14 protein-coding genes and 1 pseudogene are annotated in these 16,760 nt (G+C 45.8%); 8 read left to right on the forward strand and 7 right to left on the reverse strand.

Annotated elements, in window-relative coordinates:
* Together A1D16_RS00670 and A1D16_RS00675 are read right to left on the reverse strand one after the other, a co-directional pair.
* Window positions 1-934, reverse strand: a 934-nt coding sequence (locus A1D16_RS00670; protein ID WP_290706743.1) for a hypothetical protein, incomplete at its 3' end; no start/stop codon positions are given.
* Window positions 935-937: 3 nt separating this feature from the next.
* Window positions 938-2,221: an MFS transporter gene (locus A1D16_RS00675; protein WP_290706745.1), complete on the reverse strand. Its 1,284-nt coding sequence runs from the start codon at window positions 2,219-2,221 to the stop codon at window positions 938-940.
* Window positions 2,222-2,357: 136 nt separating this feature from the next.
* Here A1D16_RS00675 and A1D16_RS00680 point away from each other — a divergent pair, with 136 nt between their 5' ends.
* A complete protein-coding gene (locus A1D16_RS00680) occupies window positions 2,358-3,047 on the forward strand; it encodes a peptidoglycan DD-metalloendopeptidase family protein (RefSeq protein WP_290706747.1) in 690 nt (229 codons plus the stop codon).
* 101 nt (window positions 3,048-3,148) lie between these two features.
* Window positions 3,149-4,369, forward strand: a complete 1,221-nt coding sequence (locus A1D16_RS00685; protein ID WP_290706749.1) for an OmpA family protein — start codon at window positions 3,149-3,151, stop codon at window positions 4,367-4,369.
* Between the two features lie 51 nt (window positions 4,370-4,420).
* On the opposite strand, the gene A1D16_RS00690 is transcribed toward A1D16_RS00685, so the two are convergent.
* Both A1D16_RS00690 and A1D16_RS00695 read right to left on the reverse strand, forming a co-directional pair.
* Window positions 4,421-5,317, reverse strand: coding sequence for an NAD(P)H-binding protein (locus A1D16_RS00690; RefSeq protein ID WP_290706751.1), 897 nt, complete (start codon window positions 5,315-5,317; stop codon window positions 4,421-4,423).
* Window positions 5,318-5,357: 40 nt separating this feature from the next.
* Complete coding sequence (locus A1D16_RS00695) at window positions 5,358-5,783, reverse strand: MarR family winged helix-turn-helix transcriptional regulator (RefSeq protein WP_290706753.1); 426 nt, start codon at window positions 5,781-5,783, stop codon at window positions 5,358-5,360.
* 89 nt (window positions 5,784-5,872) lie between these two features.
* On the opposite strand from A1D16_RS00695, the gene ruvB reads away from it, so the two are divergent.
* On the forward strand, window positions 5,873-6,913 hold the full coding sequence (gene ruvB, locus A1D16_RS00700) for a Holliday junction branch migration DNA helicase RuvB (RefSeq protein ID WP_290706755.1): 1,041 nt from the start codon (window positions 5,873-5,875) through the stop codon (window positions 6,911-6,913).
* 63 nt (window positions 6,914-6,976) lie between these two features.
* Here the strand turns inward: ruvB and A1D16_RS00705 are convergent, their stop codons facing one another.
* Complete coding sequence (locus tag A1D16_RS00705) at window positions 6,977-7,684, reverse strand: response regulator transcription factor (RefSeq protein WP_290706757.1); 708 nt, start codon at window positions 7,682-7,684, stop codon at window positions 6,977-6,979.
* A 225-nt stretch (window positions 7,685-7,909) separates the two neighbouring features.
* Here A1D16_RS00705 and A1D16_RS00710 point away from each other — a divergent pair, with 225 nt between their 5' ends.
* The 3 genes from A1D16_RS00710 (at window position 7,910) to A1D16_RS00720 (ending at window position 11,950) form a co-directional block, all read left to right on the forward strand.
* Window positions 7,910-8,281: a co-chaperone GroES family protein gene (locus A1D16_RS00710; protein ID WP_290706759.1), complete on the forward strand. Its 372-nt coding sequence runs from the start codon at window positions 7,910-7,912 to the stop codon at window positions 8,279-8,281.
* 51 nt (window positions 8,282-8,332) lie between these two features.
* On the forward strand, window positions 8,333-9,910 hold the full coding sequence (locus A1D16_RS00715; RefSeq protein WP_290706761.1) for a helicase HerA-like domain-containing protein: 1,578 nt from the start codon (window positions 8,333-8,335) through the stop codon (window positions 9,908-9,910).
* Between the two features lie 69 nt (window positions 9,911-9,979).
* A complete protein-coding gene (locus tag A1D16_RS00720; protein WP_290706763.1) occupies window positions 9,980-11,950 on the forward strand; it encodes an LTA synthase family protein in 1,971 nt (656 codons plus the stop codon).
* 7 nt (window positions 11,951-11,957) lie between these two features.
* On the opposite strand, the gene A1D16_RS00725 is transcribed toward A1D16_RS00720, so the two are convergent.
* Together A1D16_RS00725 and A1D16_RS00730 are read right to left on the reverse strand one after the other, a co-directional pair.
* Window positions 11,958-13,859: an ATP-dependent DNA helicase RecQ gene (locus A1D16_RS00725; protein WP_290706764.1), complete on the reverse strand. Its 1,902-nt coding sequence runs from the start codon at window positions 13,857-13,859 to the stop codon at window positions 11,958-11,960.
* Between the two features lie 9 nt (window positions 13,860-13,868).
* Complete coding sequence (locus A1D16_RS00730) at window positions 13,869-16,010, reverse strand: cation-translocating P-type ATPase (RefSeq protein WP_290706765.1); 2,142 nt, start codon at window positions 16,008-16,010, stop codon at window positions 13,869-13,871.
* 85 nt (window positions 16,011-16,095) lie between these two features.
* On the opposite strand from A1D16_RS00730, the gene tsaE reads away from it, so the two are divergent.
* Together tsaE and A1D16_RS00740 are read left to right on the forward strand one after the other, a co-directional pair.
* Window positions 16,096-16,521: a tRNA (adenosine(37)-N6)-threonylcarbamoyltransferase complex ATPase subunit type 1 TsaE gene (gene tsaE, locus A1D16_RS00735; RefSeq protein WP_290706766.1), complete on the forward strand. Its 426-nt coding sequence runs from the start codon at window positions 16,096-16,098 to the stop codon at window positions 16,519-16,521.
* Window positions 16,522-16,567: 46 nt separating this feature from the next.
* Window positions 16,568-16,760, forward strand: a pseudogene (locus A1D16_RS00740) (alanine dehydrogenase); the annotation flags it as partial.

Below are 16,760 nucleotides of genomic sequence, written 5' to 3' on the forward strand. Positions count from 1 at the left end.
CCCCGTTGTGAAATTCATGGGGTTTATTACGGAAACCATACGCAAAATTGTTCTCCAGTTCCTTCATGTCAGGAGTTCCATATCCGATGGTTGGGTAGAAGGAAGGAAGCAGGCTTTGTTTGCGCAGAAAGAGCCCCTGCAGGTATTGCAGCGTTTCGTTTTTTTCCTGTTCATTGCCGATACCTAATAAAAGGGCAAGTGAATTGGCCTGGAGATCAAACTGGTGATAAATTCTGGCAGGATTAAATCCCATCAACCAATAACCTACAGGGGCATCCTGTAACTGGTGTTTTATATTGGGCGCATATAAGACCCCGTTTCCGGCACGGTTCCAGAAATTAGTTTCAATCACCTGCTGAATAGCGTCGGCTTTCTGCCGCCAGCCCGGTTTTTCATAAACGGTAGCTGCTAATCTCAAGGCCCAAACCCGGAGCAGCTGGTTAAAGAGAATATACCCATGCTGAATGTATTCATCCGCCCAATCGCCACTTTGCGGAACATACATCAGGTGTTTGCCATTATACTCCCATGCATCCATAACCGAAAAACATTTTTCTACCTGTGCCTGGTAAGCGTTTGCAAGGGAGTGTTCATTCTGAAGTAAGGTATATTGACACAAGCCGATTACTGCCCAGCTTGGATTGTCTGCCCTACCCACTGTGCCACCAAAACTTAAACCAGCTCCTATGCTTACGTTGGAAGGCATAAAACCAGTTGGGTGTTGGTTTTTAAACAGCGTATGCAAGGTGGCTTTGACCGTTTCTATCAATGACTGATCACCGCTTAATAAGGCAGCAAGGCTGTTAATGGTGCCGTCACGGGTCCAGATACGGCGGTAATTGTCCTGCTCCTGTAAGCTGGCGACAAAGCCATACGGAGTGGATGCTTTTTGCAGTATCTCCAGTGAATTTTGATAGTCAGATAAGCTGATCATGGTTTAATGAGCGGGTTGTGACGGAATAGGGGTGTCTGGTAAGGGAGATGGTTTGATTCGCAGGGTGGCCAGTGCAGCTAAAAAAAGTAAAGCAGCTGCAAAAAGAATTGCATTACCTGGGATGCTTCCGAGGAAATTTGTATAAATCCATCCGAAACTGAGGGTTTGCAAAATCATGGGAATAACAATCATCATATTAATGATTCCCATATAAACCCCGTAGCGTTCTTTGGGAATGCTGCCGACTACCATCACATAAGGAATTCCCATCATACTGGCCCAGGCAATGCCGAAGCCGATCATCGGAATAAAAAGAAGCCATTTTTCGCGGATATGTGGAAATGCCCACAAGGCAAGGCTGGCCATCAGCAGGCAAGTGACATGTAACCATTTTGCCCCCATTTTTTTTGCCAGTCCCACTAGTAAAAATGCAGATAAGAAGGTAACGATATTATAAAAGCCGTTTACCTGGCCGGCTAATACAACGGCGTCTTCGTAGCTGGCCCCGGTACTGTCTGTCGTAAAAACGGAGGCAGCAATGCTTAAGGAAACGTATTGCCAGTAGCAGAACATAGCATACCACTGAAACAGGTAAACCAGGGCCAGTTGCCACATAACCGGCGGCATTTCCCGAAGGGCGCTGCCAATTTCCCGAAAGGGTTCCAACACGCCTTTTTTCTGTGCTTTCAGGTGGGCAAGTTCAAGGTCTGTTGGCGGAATTTCAGGGGTTGTCAGGACAGACCATAGTACCGATAAAATGGAACAGATGCCCCCTACAAAAAAAGATCCGTACACCCAGTAAGGAATGCCGGCCTGTGATGTTCCTGTAATGATATCTTTAAAAAAGCCGAGTGATAAGTTGGCCAGGGTTATGCCCAAACCGGTAAAAAAGCTCTGGGTCAAAAATCCCAGTGGCTGTTGCGGTGCGGGAAGCTTATCGGCTATAAATGCCCGGTAGGGTTCCATAGCGGTATTGTTGGCTGCATCAAGGATCCAGAGCAAACCGGCAGCCATCCACAATGCTCTGCTAAAAGGGAAGGCAAACAGGCAAATACTGCATACAATAGCCCCGATCAGAAAATAAGGTTTTCGCCTCCCCCAGCGCGGATGCCAGGTACGATCGCTCATGGCCCCAATAATGGGTTGTATCAGCAGCCCGGTCATGGGGCCTGCCAGGTTGAGTATAGGCAGGTCTTCGGGTTTGGCATCCAGGAATGTGTAAAGCGGATTTATGGCGGTTTGCTGCAATCCAAAACTATACTGAATGCCAAAGAAACCTACATTCATATTAATTATTTGCCAGAAACTAAGGGTGGGTTTTTGCAGCTGCATAGGCAATCGTTGGTTAGCTTTAAAAATACTGATTCGCTTTTGCTCCCTTTACAAGATCTTCACAGCAAACCGTTGCGTTATATTTGCTTTTATGACAGATCTTCTCATTGCCAGCCTGCTCCGCAATCAATCGGGCTTTCATCCGGTTGTTTCTTTTGATCCGGGTACTGATCGGTTGGCTTTGCTGGATTTAACCAGGGAGGGCGATCTTCTGCCTGGAATTGCTGCCCGCCTGGAGGAATTTCAGCTGGTCATTGAACAGCTTCGGCTGAAACGTGGGGCAACCTACCTGATTGGGGGCTACAATGAATTGCGGGAAATATACAGCAGGAGTGAGTTGTTTGAAGCCGGCGAAGAACCCCGGAGGCTACATATCGGAATAGATATATGGGGGCCTGCCGGCACCCAGGTTTTTGCCTTTATGGGCGGCATGGTGCATAGTTTGGGATGGAATGACCGGTTGGGAGACTATGGCGCTACTATTATTTTACTACATCAGTTAGATGGAATTCCCTTTTATACCTTGTACGGGCATTTATCAAAAGCGGATATAGATGCCTTATCGCCAGGCCAGTATATTAATCGCGGACAGCTGCTGGCGCATTTCGGCGCGCCGGCTGAAAATGGGCAATGGCCCCCTCATCTGCATTTTCAGCTAATCCGAGATATTGGGCTGTATTCAGGTGATTATCCTGGCGTGGTGCAGCAGCGCCAACGAGATCTATGGTTGCAAAACTGCCCGGATCCGGACCTTATTCTTCAATTGAATAAATTTTTGTAAACAGGGCCATTCTATTATTTAAAAGTTTAATTTCAGCATCCCGACCTGCACTGATTAGTTGGCATCCGCCCTAACAAGTTTTTAACCATTAAACGTTTGTTATGTCATTCAACATGCTGGATGCAGTACGGTCTGTTATCACACCTGATTTATTAAGCAAAGCCGCCGGGTATTTAGGGGAATCGGAATCTGCGGTGCAAAAAGCGGTATCCGCCCTGGTACCTGCGAGTTTACTGGGCATTGCCCAACAGGCAGAAGCTGGTGGTGCTTCTATGATTATGGACCTGGCCAAAAAAGCGATGAGCAATGGTTTCCCTGGTAATATTGCCGCTTCCTTTACCGCCGGCGGGGAAGGTATACCGGAAAGCTCTCCGGGTATGCTCAGTAGCTTATTTGGAGATAAAGTAGGTGGCATTGCCAATGCCATTGCACAATTTGCCGGTATAAAAGGCGCTTCGGTAGCTTCGCTGCTTGGTTCAATTGTTCCGATGATAGTAGGTTTACTGGGGAAACAAACGGCCGATCATGGTTTAAATGCAGCGGCGCTGGCTTCCATGTTGAGCAGCGAGAAAGCGGCTTATCTGACAGCGCTTCCGGCGGGCCTAAGCATTCCGGGTTTAACAGGTGCCAGCGGAGCCAGTCATCCACCCGCGCATCAGCAGGCTGCGCATCAGCCTGCGGTGCAATCAACCTCTTCCGGATCCTGGTTAATGCCATTATTGCTTGGGCTGGCAGCAGTTGCTTTATTGCTTTATATTTTTAAAGGGTGCAGCGGTGAACATAAACAGGACCTACACCACGAAAATGCGGTGGTGCCGGCTACAACACCGCCTCCGGCAGCACCTATACCCGCCGCCAGAGAATCGGTAAAAGTGAAACTGGCAGATGGTACGGAAATAAATGCCTACAAAGGAGGTATAGAAGACCGTTTAGTAACCTGTTTGAACGATAGTTCCTGTATTGCGGGGAAAGAGCAATGGTTTGATTTTGATAATATAAATTTTGAAACAGGTAGTGCTATGCTTACTGCTGAAAGTATTTCGCAGGTACGAAATATAGTAGCCATTCTTAAGGCCTATCCTGCAGCGAAAATTAAAATAGGGGGTTATACCGACAAAGTGGGAAATGAAGAGGAGAACAAAAAACTTTCACAGGAAAGAGCCGATGCGGTTTTGACAGAAATTTTAAAAGAAGGTGCCAATAAAGCGCAGTTGACTGGTGCAGAGGGATATGGTGAAACGCTGGCAAAAATGCCTGAAACGGCCAGTGATGAGGAAAGGCGCGCGGATCGCCGGATTTCTGTTCAGCTAAGGGAAAAATAAGGGTTCTACAGTAAGTAAAAGAGGCTGTCGCTGTAGACAGCCTCTTCTGTTTTAAGATGCTGCTGAATAGGCTGCTTTAAACAGCGGCAGAAAATCTTTAAAAGTACGGGTACCTCGTTTTTGGGCGGTACTGGTTCGGTAGTCGCCAAACATTTTACCACTGCGAATAGCCGCCCCCATTTCGGTATAATTTGCAGCTAGCTGGGGCGCCAGCCCGGCGGCCAGTAATCCCTCTTCCAGTTGTGCGTCTGTAAACGGTACCCAGGGTAGGTTGGGTATGCCAATGGTATTACCAATAGCCGCTGCTATGCTGGCTGTATCCAGTTCATCACTTACCAGGTATTGTACGGTTGAATTGGTAAAGTTTAACTGTTGCAGGGCTTCTGCTGCTGCAGCTGCGATGTCTTCGGTAGAGGATAAAACGATTTTTTCTTCTGTACCACCGAAATTGCTGCCAATGATGCCGGCAGTTTTTATCAGGGAAATATTACCCAGGAAATTAGTGTAAAAATAGCCAGGACGTAATTTGAGCAGGTTGAGCCCGGGTACCTGTTCCAAGGCTTTTTCTGCCAGGTACAGACCACTTACAGGTCCGCATCCGTCTGGTAAGTCTGCACCAATACTGCTAAGTAATACGGCATAAGGAACGCCGGTTTGACGGATGGCAGCAGCATAGTTTTCCCCGATTTTTCCAATTTCAGCTTTCCAGTTCCGGGGCTGCTGGAAGGGAGGAATCATCAGGTAAACAGCGTCTGCTCCAGAAAAACTACGGGCTAAAAAAGCAAGGTCTTCAACAGAGCCTATGGCTGCCTGGGCACCTGCGTCTGTCAGTTCTTTCAGGTTGCCTGCAGAACGACCAATTACTGTAACAGCATGTCCTTTTTTCAAAAGTTCGAGTGCCAGCGGCTTCGAAATATGGCCGGCGCCACCCGTGATTACATAATGCATAGTTTAATATTTGTATGTACAATTAATGAATGAAAAAAAATCAAGGTAATTTATCGTTGATCCGGTTAATGGCACCAACCAGTTTACTGCTTTCTTCTTTACCTAATAGTGCAGTGTATTGTTCCTGGAAATCCTGGGTACAACTTTTCATCAGCGGAAACAGCTCTTTGGCTTTAGGAGTGGGGTAAATATTGGTAAGTTTTCCTTCTGTAGTACGAACTACCAGTTTTTTCTCCTCCAGCTTTTCAATCAGTCTTGTTACGGTACTGGGGCTTAGCTGCAACTCTTCTGCGGCGAGGCCTGGTTGCATACCTGGTTCTTCCAGCACCATCATCAGCAGGTAGGCATGGCTGGGAGCAAGCCCTGCTTTTTTCCAGCAATCCATGGCCAGCCGTTCTATTTTTCGGGCAAGAGCATTGCTGGAAAAATAAATGCATTTGTTATACCTGCTTTCTGAAGCTTTCACATAACAAATGTAAAACAGTTAATTTGTATATGCAAATAAAACTTTTGGTTAATATTGAGCCGGATAAAAACCTGTGAAAAAATGCAATTATGAATAACCCGCATTTAGATCCTGAATCATCTCCGGCAGGATCAGCAGAAAAAGAGTTTGAGAATAGTTTGCGCCCCAGGGAAATCGATGATTTTGCAGGGCAGGCGCAGATCATAGAAAACCTGAAAATTTTCATCAAGGCTGCAAAAATCCGGGGCGAGGCATTGGATCATGTATTGTTTCATGGGCCGCCAGGTCTTGGTAAAACCACGTTATCCCGGATTGTGGCCAATGAAATGGGGGTACATATCCGGGAGACCTCGGGTCCTGTTATTGAAAAGCCGGCTGATCTGGCGGGGTTGCTTACCGGCCTGGAAGCCAATGATGTGTTGTTTATCGATGAAATTCACCGGCTGAGCACGGTGGTGGAAGAATACCTTTATGCTGCAATGGAAGATTACCGCATTGACATCCTCATTGACAGTGGCCCCAATGCCCGTAGTATACAGATTAACCTGAATCCGTTTACGCTGATCGGTGCAACCACCAGAAGCGGGTTATTGACAGCCCCATTGCTTAGCCGCTTTGCCATAAAATCGAGACTGGAATACTATACGGCCGCAGTATTGGAAAGAATTGTGCTTCGGTCAGCCGCTTTGCTGAATGCTCCTATCACATCAGCCGCAGCCGCTGAAATTGCCCGAAGAAGCCGGGGTACACCAAGGATTGCAAATGGCTTATTACGGCGGGTACGTGATTTTGCCATGGTTTTAAACGATGGCCAGTTGGATATTGGAATCACGCAACATGCGTTGAAAGCCCTGAATGTGGATGAACATGGGCTGGACGAAATGGACAACCGTATCCTCAGCACCATTATTGAAAAATTTAAAGGCGGTCCGGTTGGTATAACCACCATAGCCACCGCGGTAGGAGAAGAATCCGGAACACTGGAAGAAGTGTATGAACCTTTTTTGATTCAGGAAGGATTTTTACAGCGCACTCCCCGCGGAAGAGAGGCAACTGCCAAAGCATACGAGCACCTGGGTAAACAGCCTCGATCCGGGGCTTCCCCGGGATTATTTGATTCCCTGCTTTAATGAAAAAACCAGTTCTGGCGATATTTATCGCAGAACTGGTTTCCCTGTTTTGATTTATCTCGATTAAGAAGCGGTCGTAGGAACTACCAGTCGGAAACCATTGCCATGTATGTTAACGATTTCAATACTGGAATCCTCTTTGAGGTATTTCCGTAGCTTGGCAATATACACATCCATACTACGACCATTAAAATAGGTATCGCTTCCCCAGATCTTTTTCAATGCCTGCTCACGGGGAAGCAGGTCGTTCATATGCTCACAGAGCATTTTCAGTAATTCATTTTCTTTGGGCGAAAGTGTTTGTGTTTGCCCATTTTGGGTTAATTCCCTGAGTTTAGGGTTGAAATGAAAACTTCCCAGGTCAAATTCCTTGTTTTCGTTTTCTTTATTGAGTTCTTCGTTGCGTTTTAATATGGCCTTGATCTTTAACAGGAGTACTTCACTGTCGAAGGGTTTGGTGATATAATCGTCTGCACCTAATTTATATCCCTGGATGATATCTTCTTTCATGGTTTTGGCACTCAGGAAAAACAGGGGAACATCAGGATCTATATCGCGAATTTCTTCTGCAAGGCTAAATCCGTCCATATTGGGCATCATAACATCCAACAGGCAGAGATCAAATTTTTCTCGCTGAAAGGCTGCCAGGCCCAGGCGGCCGTCTCTTTCCAAAACCACATCAAAATCATTCAATTCCAGGTAATTCTTCAGCACCAGTCCAAGATTCTGATCGTCTTCGCAAAGTAATATTCTAGCTTTCTTTTCTTCCATGGTCATTGATTTATGGGATAATAATAAAATTAATTCATTTTAACAGGCTGACCAAGGGGGATAAACTTTTGTTAAGAAGGGGGAAGGGAGGGGAGGAGGTGGAAAGGGCAATAATTAAGTATTTTTTCGAGCCTAGCAATTAATCTCTGTATTCAGCGCCCTTACTACCTCCTCCCTTTCCCCCTTTTTTCCCTTCCTCCTTCTTATTTTTGCCCAAAAAAATCCATGCGCCTAACGTCTGATTCAAAGCTGAAAAAGCTGATAGTTATTGGAGATCGGGTATTGATCCGGCCATCCAAACCCAATGAACAAACTGCCAGCGGGCTTTATTTGCCGCCCGGAGTACAGGAAAAGGAAAAAGTACAGCAGGGTTACGTGATCCGTACCGGACCCGGTTACGCCATACCAACACCACCCGATGAAGAATCCTGGAAACAAACAGAAGACCAGGTTAAATATATTCCCTTACAAGCCAGGGAAGGAGACCTGGCAATTTTCCTGGTCAGTGGTGCTACTGAAGTAATGTACGAAGGAGAAAAATATTTCATTGTTCCGCAAAGTGCAATACTGATGTTAGAGCGGGAAGAAGATTTTTAATTGGCATTACTAGTCCGATTTTTCCATTAACTTTCTCGAAATATCCCGTTCATGCCCGATACAAATCAATTTATTGAAACCATCCGCAATGGTTATAGTTTTAAAGGAGATTCTGCTAAGATAGGGGTCGGTATCTTAGACGGAGTACCTGTTCCGGATGCCGAAATACTGGTGCCCCTAAAAACACTCAATCGACATGGATTGATAGCCGGCGCAACCGGCACCGGCAAAACCAAAACACTCCAGATACTGGCAGAAGTACTCAGTGATAATTCTGTGCCGGTATTACTTATGGATATTAAAGGTGATTTAAGCGGTATCGCTGCAGCGGGGGCTGTCAATGAAAAAATAAAAGAGCGGTATCAGCACCTCAGAATGGAGTACCAGCCATCGGCCTATCCGGCTGAACTGCTCTCTCTAAGCGGAGAGCCCGGCGTGCGGTTAAGAGCCACCGTAAGCGAATTCGGACCCGTATTACTGAGTAAAATCCTGGGATTGAACGATACCCAGGCTGGCCTAGTGGCCATGATTTTCAAATGGTGCGATGATAACCAGCTTCCCCTGCTGGATCTGAAGGATTTTATTAAAGTGCTCCAATACGTAAGCGATGAAGGAAAAAATGAACTGGAAAAAGCCTACGGTAAAATTTCAACAACCTCCACCGGTACCATTTTAAGGAAAGTAGTTGAATTGCAGCAACAGGGTGCTGATACATTTTTTGGGGAAAAAAGCTTTGAAGTGGATGATCTCATGCGTATATCGGATGATGGAAGAGGAATTGTCAGCATTCTGCGTGTTACGGATTTACAGGATCGCCCTAAGTTGTTTTCTACTTTTATGCTTCAGTTACTGGCAGAGCTGTACGGGTCCTGCCCGGAGGAAGGTGATCTCGATAAACCCAAACTGGTACTTTTTGTTGATGAAGCGCACCTTATATTCCAGGAAGCAAGTCCGGCTTTATTACAGCAAATCGAAACCATTGTTAAACTGATCCGCTCCAAAGGAATCGGTATCTTCTTCTGTACCCAAAACCCAATGGATGTTCCAAAAGATGTATTGGGGCAGTTAGGTCTCAAAATTCAGCATGCCCTCCGGGCTTTTACCGCTGCAGACCGTAAAGTCATTAAGCAGACGGCGGAGAATTACCCGGAAACCAGTTTCTACAAAACAGATGAATTGCTGACCCAACTGGGAATAGGGGAGGCAATGGTTACTTTGCTGAATGAAAAAGGTATTCCAACCCCTCTTGCACATGTGTTATTGATTTCTCCCAGGAGCAGAATGGATATCCTGACGGAACAGGAAATCGGCGATCTGGTATCCGCCAGCAAGCTGGTAAAAAAATATAACCAGGCCATCGATTCGGAAAGCGCCTATGAATTGCTGACAGCAAAACTGGAAGAAGCTGCCGGCCTGGAAGCTGCCGAGGAAGCCAAAAAACAGGCAGAAAAAGAAGCGAATAAAAGCAATGGCTCCCGGCCAAAAGAAGAAAAATCGGTATTCGAAAAAATGCTGAACAGTTCTGCCGGCCGGCAGGCAACCCGAACCCTAACCAGTACCATTACACGTACTTTGTTGGGTGCCCTTGGCTTAGGGGGAAGAAGTTCGAAGAAAAAAAGTTTATGGTAGTTGACTTAAGTCAGGCAGCCATGTGATAACTGTCACCAAAGAACTACCGGGTATTAATAGATTTGTCGCATGCAAATTATTCATATCATTCGCGATAGATACCGCCTTTGGTTGCTGGTATTTCTAACCTTTTTAGGTATTAGTTTTATTACCAGGCTTGTGCTGTTGCTGGATGTTATCAACGAGGTAGCTGTTTCCATAATTGACCTGGTCCTGACATTTTTGTCGGGATTTTTTTATGACGTACTGGCGGGTCTGTATTTCAGCATTCCTGCTTTATTGGTAAACGGTTGTTGTTCCAGCCGGTTTTTAAGGAGTAAAACAGGGCGGGTTTTTATGAAGGCCTTCTATTGGTTGCACGTGGTTGTACTGGTGTTTAATGCATTGAGTGAATATTTTTTCTGGAAGGAATTTTCTGTACGGTATAATTTTATTGCGGTGGACTACCTGGTTTATACCAATGAGGTCTGGAAAAATATTGAGCAATCTTATCCAATTTACTGGTTAATTGCCCTGGTTTTAGTGGTAAGTATTCTTATTGTCTGGTGGCTGGGAAAATACCTGGTAAACAAGGGCCTGAAAACGCCCGCATATATAAGATTTGGTTGGATGGCTTTCCTGCTGCTGCTGGCATTCGGCGCTTTTTTGGTAGTTAGTGATTCCTGGAAAAACCAAACTGCCAACAAACTGAATAACGAATTGGCCGGAAATGGATGGTACCAGTTTGGCGTAGCCTTTAGAAAAAACGCCATGCCCTATCTCGATTTCTATTCAACGAATAGTAACGAAGCTGTTTTTCAACGCCTGAGGAAAGAACTACAACAGCCCAACGCAGAATTTGTGGATACACTTCTTACCAATCTTCGTCGCAGGATTCTGCCAGACAGTCTGACTGTTAAAAGAAATGTTGTGCTTATTACCGTAGAAAGTTTAAGTGCGGAATACCTCGATTATTTTGCGGATTACCACCAGCGCAGTTACCCACAGTTTCTTGCTGAACTACTTCCATCAAAACCCAAAATAACCCCTGTTTTAGATTCATTGATTCATGAAAGCCTGTTTTTTACGCAGCTCTATGCTTCCGGAACCAGAACTGTAAGGGGGTTAGAAGCACTAAGTACAGGACTGCCGCCAACTCCCGGCCAGTCTATTGTGAAACGACTGCCTACCAATGAAAACCTGTTCACCATGGGAGCGGTATTGAAAAAACAGGGCTATGATTGTAAGTTTATTTATGGGGGCAATAGCTTCTTTGATAATATGGGTGATTTTTATAGTAAAAACGGCTATACCGTAATTGATGAAAGTGATTATGAAGCGGATTCCATTCATCATGAAACAGCTTGGGGAATTTGTGACGAGGACCTGTATACTATGGCATTAAGAGAAATGGATAAGAGTTATTCGAACGGGCAAATTTTTTTTCATCAGTTAATGACCGTATCGCACCATCGACCTTATACTTATCCTGAAGGAAGGGTGGTTATTCCCCCTGCTATTAAAAGGCGGGAAGGAGCGCTCCAGTATACCGACTATGCCATTGGCGATTTTTTAGCAAAAGCAAGGCAGAAACCCTGGTTTTCGAACACCCTGTTTGTAATCGTTGCAGATCATTGCGCAAGCAGTGCCGGACATACCAATATGCCACTTAACCGGTACCATATCCCCTGCTGGATCTATGCTCCTGACATTATACAGCCGGCAAAATTCGAACGCTTTACCAGCCAAATCGACCTTCCTCCTACCATTCTGGGGCTTTTAAATATTCCCTATGAATCTGCGTTCTTTGGCTATGATATGTTTAAGCTGGAACCGGGAAGAGAACGGCTCCTGATGGTTAATTACCAGGATATAGGATTTTATAAAAACGGTAAACTGGTGGTATTATCGCCCAAGCGCGAGGTACACAGCTATATTCCTGATTTCAGAAACGGCGACCTCCGACCGGTTGCAAACGATACTGCCCTGGTAAATGATGCCATCAGTTATTTTCAGGGGGCTGCCTACCTGGTAGACCAACATCAGTACCAGGATAAATAGAACGCTCTTACAAAGGGGTTAATTCAATGTTTCCGGCAAGATCGATCCTGATAATGTTTTCTGTTTCCAGCTCCCGGAGCGCGGCCAGGTATATTTCCTTATTGTCATCAAGCAGGAGTTGAGCCTGTAGCTCCGGTACGGTGCAGGGGTGTAGTTTTAAAACCGCTATAACCTGTTGCTGGAGTACTGCTTTAGCCGGTAGTTGCTTTTTTCGGGCAATACAATTATCACAAATGCCACAGTCGTTGATGCCTTTATCCCCAAAGTACCGGCCAATATAACTGCTCCGGCAGCTAGTGCCGGTTGTAAAACTGATAAGTGCATCCAGTCGTTCCTTTGCTAATTCTTTTCTTTTTTGAATCGCTTTTAAATCGAGCTGGATATGGTCAGCCTTCATTCGTTCGCATAATAATACCAGCTGTGGCTGATCTTTTACCGGATAATAGGTGAGGATACCAAGTGCGTTTAACTGGTTTAATTGCTCTCTTAGTAGTGTCTTGTCAATTTTTAGCAGGCCTGCGATATAGGCTTCTGAAATTATTCCCGGATAACTGAATACACCTTCAATACTTCGCAGCAAAGTTTTAATCAATGGTTCCAGTTTCGGATAGCGCTGTTCAACTTCCTCCAGCCAGTTACGATCCGCAATGAACTGAACTCTTGCCGGTTCATAGGCTGCTTCATTCAGTGCACAATAACCATTGGCCTGTAATAACTGAAAGGAATGTATGGTTACCAGCCGGTCAAGGTCGAAGTTTTTACAAAATAGTGTAAGATCGAAATCATAGGTATTGCCCTCTCCGGTACCTGTTGGTATGTGAAGAAAATTAGCCATGGCCTGGTATACATTCCGCACCATTTCAAGGGTGGGAAATTTTTTGGTTAACTGCAATTGAAGATCGCTGAGGTCTTGCTGGTTGTATAATAAAACAGCATAGGCTTTTTTGCGATCTCTGCCTGCACGGCCCGCTTCCTGGTAATAATTTTCAAGGCAATCCGGTACATCATAATGCAGCACCGTACGAACATCGGCCTTGTCAATGCCCATTCCAAATGCATTGGTACTGACCATGATTCTGACCTGGTTGTTGGTCCAGTTATGCTGGCGTTGATTTCTTTCTTCCTGGTCCAACCCGGCATGGTAGTAGGTTGCTGTTATTCCGCGCTGGTTAAGGTGGCGACAAATATCTACCGTACGTTTTCGGCTCCTGCAGTAGATTATACTGCTGCCATCCACTTTGCCAAGTATATCGGTTAGTTTTTGTAATTTATTAGGCTCCTCAAAACAACTGTAGGAGAGCGCTTCGCGTATAAAGGATCCCCGGTGAACAACCGCCTCTTTCAATTGCAATTGTTTTATGATATCATCCTGTACAAGCGGTGTGGCCGACGCCGTTAGCGCCAGTATGGGAACCTCAGGCAAGCTTTCGCGTAAACTGGCAATCTGCAGATAGGAGGGCCGGAAATCATACCCCCATTGCGAAACACAATGCGCCTCATCTACAGCTATAAGGCATACCGGCAGGGCAGGCAGGTACTCTTTAAATAACCGGGTTTGGATGCGTTCAGGCGATACATAAAGGAATTTGATATGCCCGTTTATGGCCAGTTCCATGGTTTTGGATACTTCCTTAAAGGGCATGCCGGTATGGATGGATAAAGCGGATATCCCCTTTTTTTTCAATTGCGCCACCTGGTCTTTCATGAGCGCAATCAATGGACTGATCACCAGGCAAAGGCCTTCCATTGCAAGTGCAGGAACCTGGAAACAAACGGATTTTCCGCTTCCTGTTGGCAGCAAGGCCAGGCAGTCTTTTTTTTCTAAAGTAGTTTGAATTATCTCTTCTTGTAAAGGCCGGAATTGATCATGCCCCCAATAGTGGAGAAGGATAGATTGTATAGTGGGCATGGGGTGAATTTAGCGTACCTTTTTGACAAATAATCTTACTGAATTTGCTGCCAATACCACATCGCTCAACCCCATGATAAGTGCACCCACCGCAGGCGTCAGTAGACCTGTTGCGGCAACTGGAATGGCCACAATATTATAGGCAAATGCCCAAAACAGGTTCTGTTTTATGGTTAATAAAGTATGTTTCCCCAGTCCAAGTGCTTCAGGTAACCGGGTTAGCCCATGGTTCATAAGTACAACATCTGCTGTTTGCAGCGCTACCTGTGATGCATCACTGAGTGAAATGCCTATGCTTGCTTTCGCCAGGGCCGGGGCATCATTAATTCCATCTCCAACCATGGCGGTGGGCGTACTGGCGTTCAGTGATTCTACCAGGGCTAATTTTTCTTCGGGCGATTTTTCAGCAATAATTTGTTGAATGCCCAATGCGATACCAATTTTTTCTGTTTTTGCTTGCCGGTCGCCACTTAGCAAAATGGTTTTGATGCCTTTTTCGTGCAGGTAATTGATTACAGCAGCGGCCTCCGGGCGGATTTCATCCAGTACATCTACCCAGCCAATCAGTTCATTGTTTTTGAGTACGTAGATATTATGATCATTTTCACGGGTATGATTAACCGCCATTTCATAAGAACCGGCAAAATAGGTATCTCCTTCTTTGCTGCTGCCCTTCATTCCTTTACCCTTTAATTCTTCGATTACCGCCCAACGGATAGGGTTATTGGTCTTCCATTCTCGCATAATTACTTTGGCAACCGGGTGGTTGGAGTACCGTTCCATGGAAACGAGGATTCTTCTGAACTCGTCTTCTGTTACCCCCATTGCCTGGTATCTGACAATGCTGAACCGGCCTGTTGTAAGAGTGCCCGTTTTGTCAAATACTACCTGGCGAATATCTTTGAAAGCTTCCAGCGATTTTGCATTCCGGAATAAAATCCCATTACGGGCGGCTCTTCCCAGACCTACTGCAATGGCTGCCGGTGTAGCCAATCCCATTGCACAGGGGCAGGCAATTACCAGCACTGCAATGCTCCGCATCAAAGCATCTCGGAAAGCATGGGCTGAACTGCCGGATAAAAGATAAAAATTTATCAGGAAAGTAAGGAGGGCAATGACCAGTACCAGCGGCACAAATACGGCGCTTATTTTATCCGCCTGGCGTTGTACCGGAGGTTTATCGCCCTGCGCTTTTTTTACCAGGTTTATGATATTGGCAAGTACCGACTGGTCGGCTGCTGCCGTAACCTGCGCCTTTACCGTACCTTCAATAAGCAGGCTGCCGCCAATCAGGCTGTCTTTGGCTTTTTTCAGAACGGGTTCGCTCTCCCCGGTAATAATGGCTTCATTGGCTGTAGCCTCTCCGGTTAAGATTTTAGCATCGGCCGGTACCTGCTCCCCATTTTTTATCAGGATAAGATCCCCGCTTTTGAGTTGTGTATTTTCAATGGGAAAATGTAATTCATTGTGCTGATCGTCGTAGGCAATCATAGTTGCCATCACACGTTGGCTTTTTACCAGTTTGTTCAATTCTTTCTGGGTGCTGTGAATGGATACATCTTCCAGGTAGTTTCCCAGAAATACAAGGGTTATAATGGCTGCCGCTGTTTCATAAAATAGGTAGTTTTCGGGTTGCGCTATCAATGTGCCGGCCAAACTGTAAACAAATGCGGCAGTAGCACCAAGCGTAACCAGCACATTCATATTCGGTAAACCCGTGCGTAAGCTTTTCCACGCGCTGCGCCCAAAATAAGACATGCCAATAACGTAAACCGGCAGGCATAAGGTCAGTTGCAGCCAGGGGTTCATCAGCCAGTGAAAATGTACGCCGGGTATCATATGCAGCATCAGTACCAGCGTAAAAGGCAGGCAAAGCAGCATGTAACGCAGGTACCTGTTCATGGGTGCTTTATTTCCCTGGGTAGCAGGTTTCGGGGCCTGTTCCTCCACTACCAGGTAGCCAAGCGAAGAAATTCCTTTTGCCAATGCTGCCTGTTTGTCTTTGTTTAGTGCTACGACCTCAAAATGTACGTCCCCATCGATCGGGTTCACTTTTACATTTTGCATGCCTTCCTTTTCGAGGTAGCGCGTTACACTTAGGGCGCAATTGGAACAGGTCATGCCTTCCACCTTCCAGTTAATTGATTCCATGCTTACTCGTTTACCTGTTGTTAGAGTACAAATTTACGAAAAGCTGTCACTGTAGCCCGACCGTTAAATTGCCCTAAATTTGGGTATGGTTCAGAGGTTTACATTCGCCGACTTGCCGGCTGTGGCAAAAAAACTGGTAACTGAAATTGGAACCCCTATGGTAGTTGCCCTGGATGCACCCATGGGGGCGGGAAAAACAACCCTGGTGCATGCCATTTGTGATGTGTTGGGGGTAAAAGACCCGGTAGGAAGCCCTACTTTTTCCATCATCAATGAATATAGCAGTGTTCATGGCCTTGTTTATCATATTGATTGCTATCGGTTAAAATCGGAGGAAGAGGCCGTGGATGCGGGCGTAGAAGACTGTTTGGAGGGGCAGAACTGGTGTTTTGTAGAATGGGCAGAAAAAATACCTCATTTACTACCGGATGATTTTGCCAGGATTCGCCTGAAAGTACTGGACCCGGAAACCCGTGAATTGGAACTGTTGCTGCCTGCCAGCATCTCGTAGAAGAAATTCGGTTTATAAATTGTAATTTTCCACCTCGATTAATTACATGTCGCAGCAGAAACCTTTTATCAGCCCGTCCTTTAGTTATGAAACGCTCGAAGAGACGCTCGATGTTAAACCTACCGGTGCGCAACTGCATATTGGTATCCCTAAAGAAATTGCTTTTCAGGAAAACCGGGTTTCCCTTACCCCCGATGCTGTGGGCGTGCTGGTAAGCAATGGCCACCAGGTTACTATTG

It is taken from the genome of Flavihumibacter sp. CACIAM 22H1, assembly GCF_001601815.1.
Classification (GTDB): Bacteria; Bacteroidota; Bacteroidia; order Chitinophagales; family Chitinophagaceae; genus Flavihumibacter.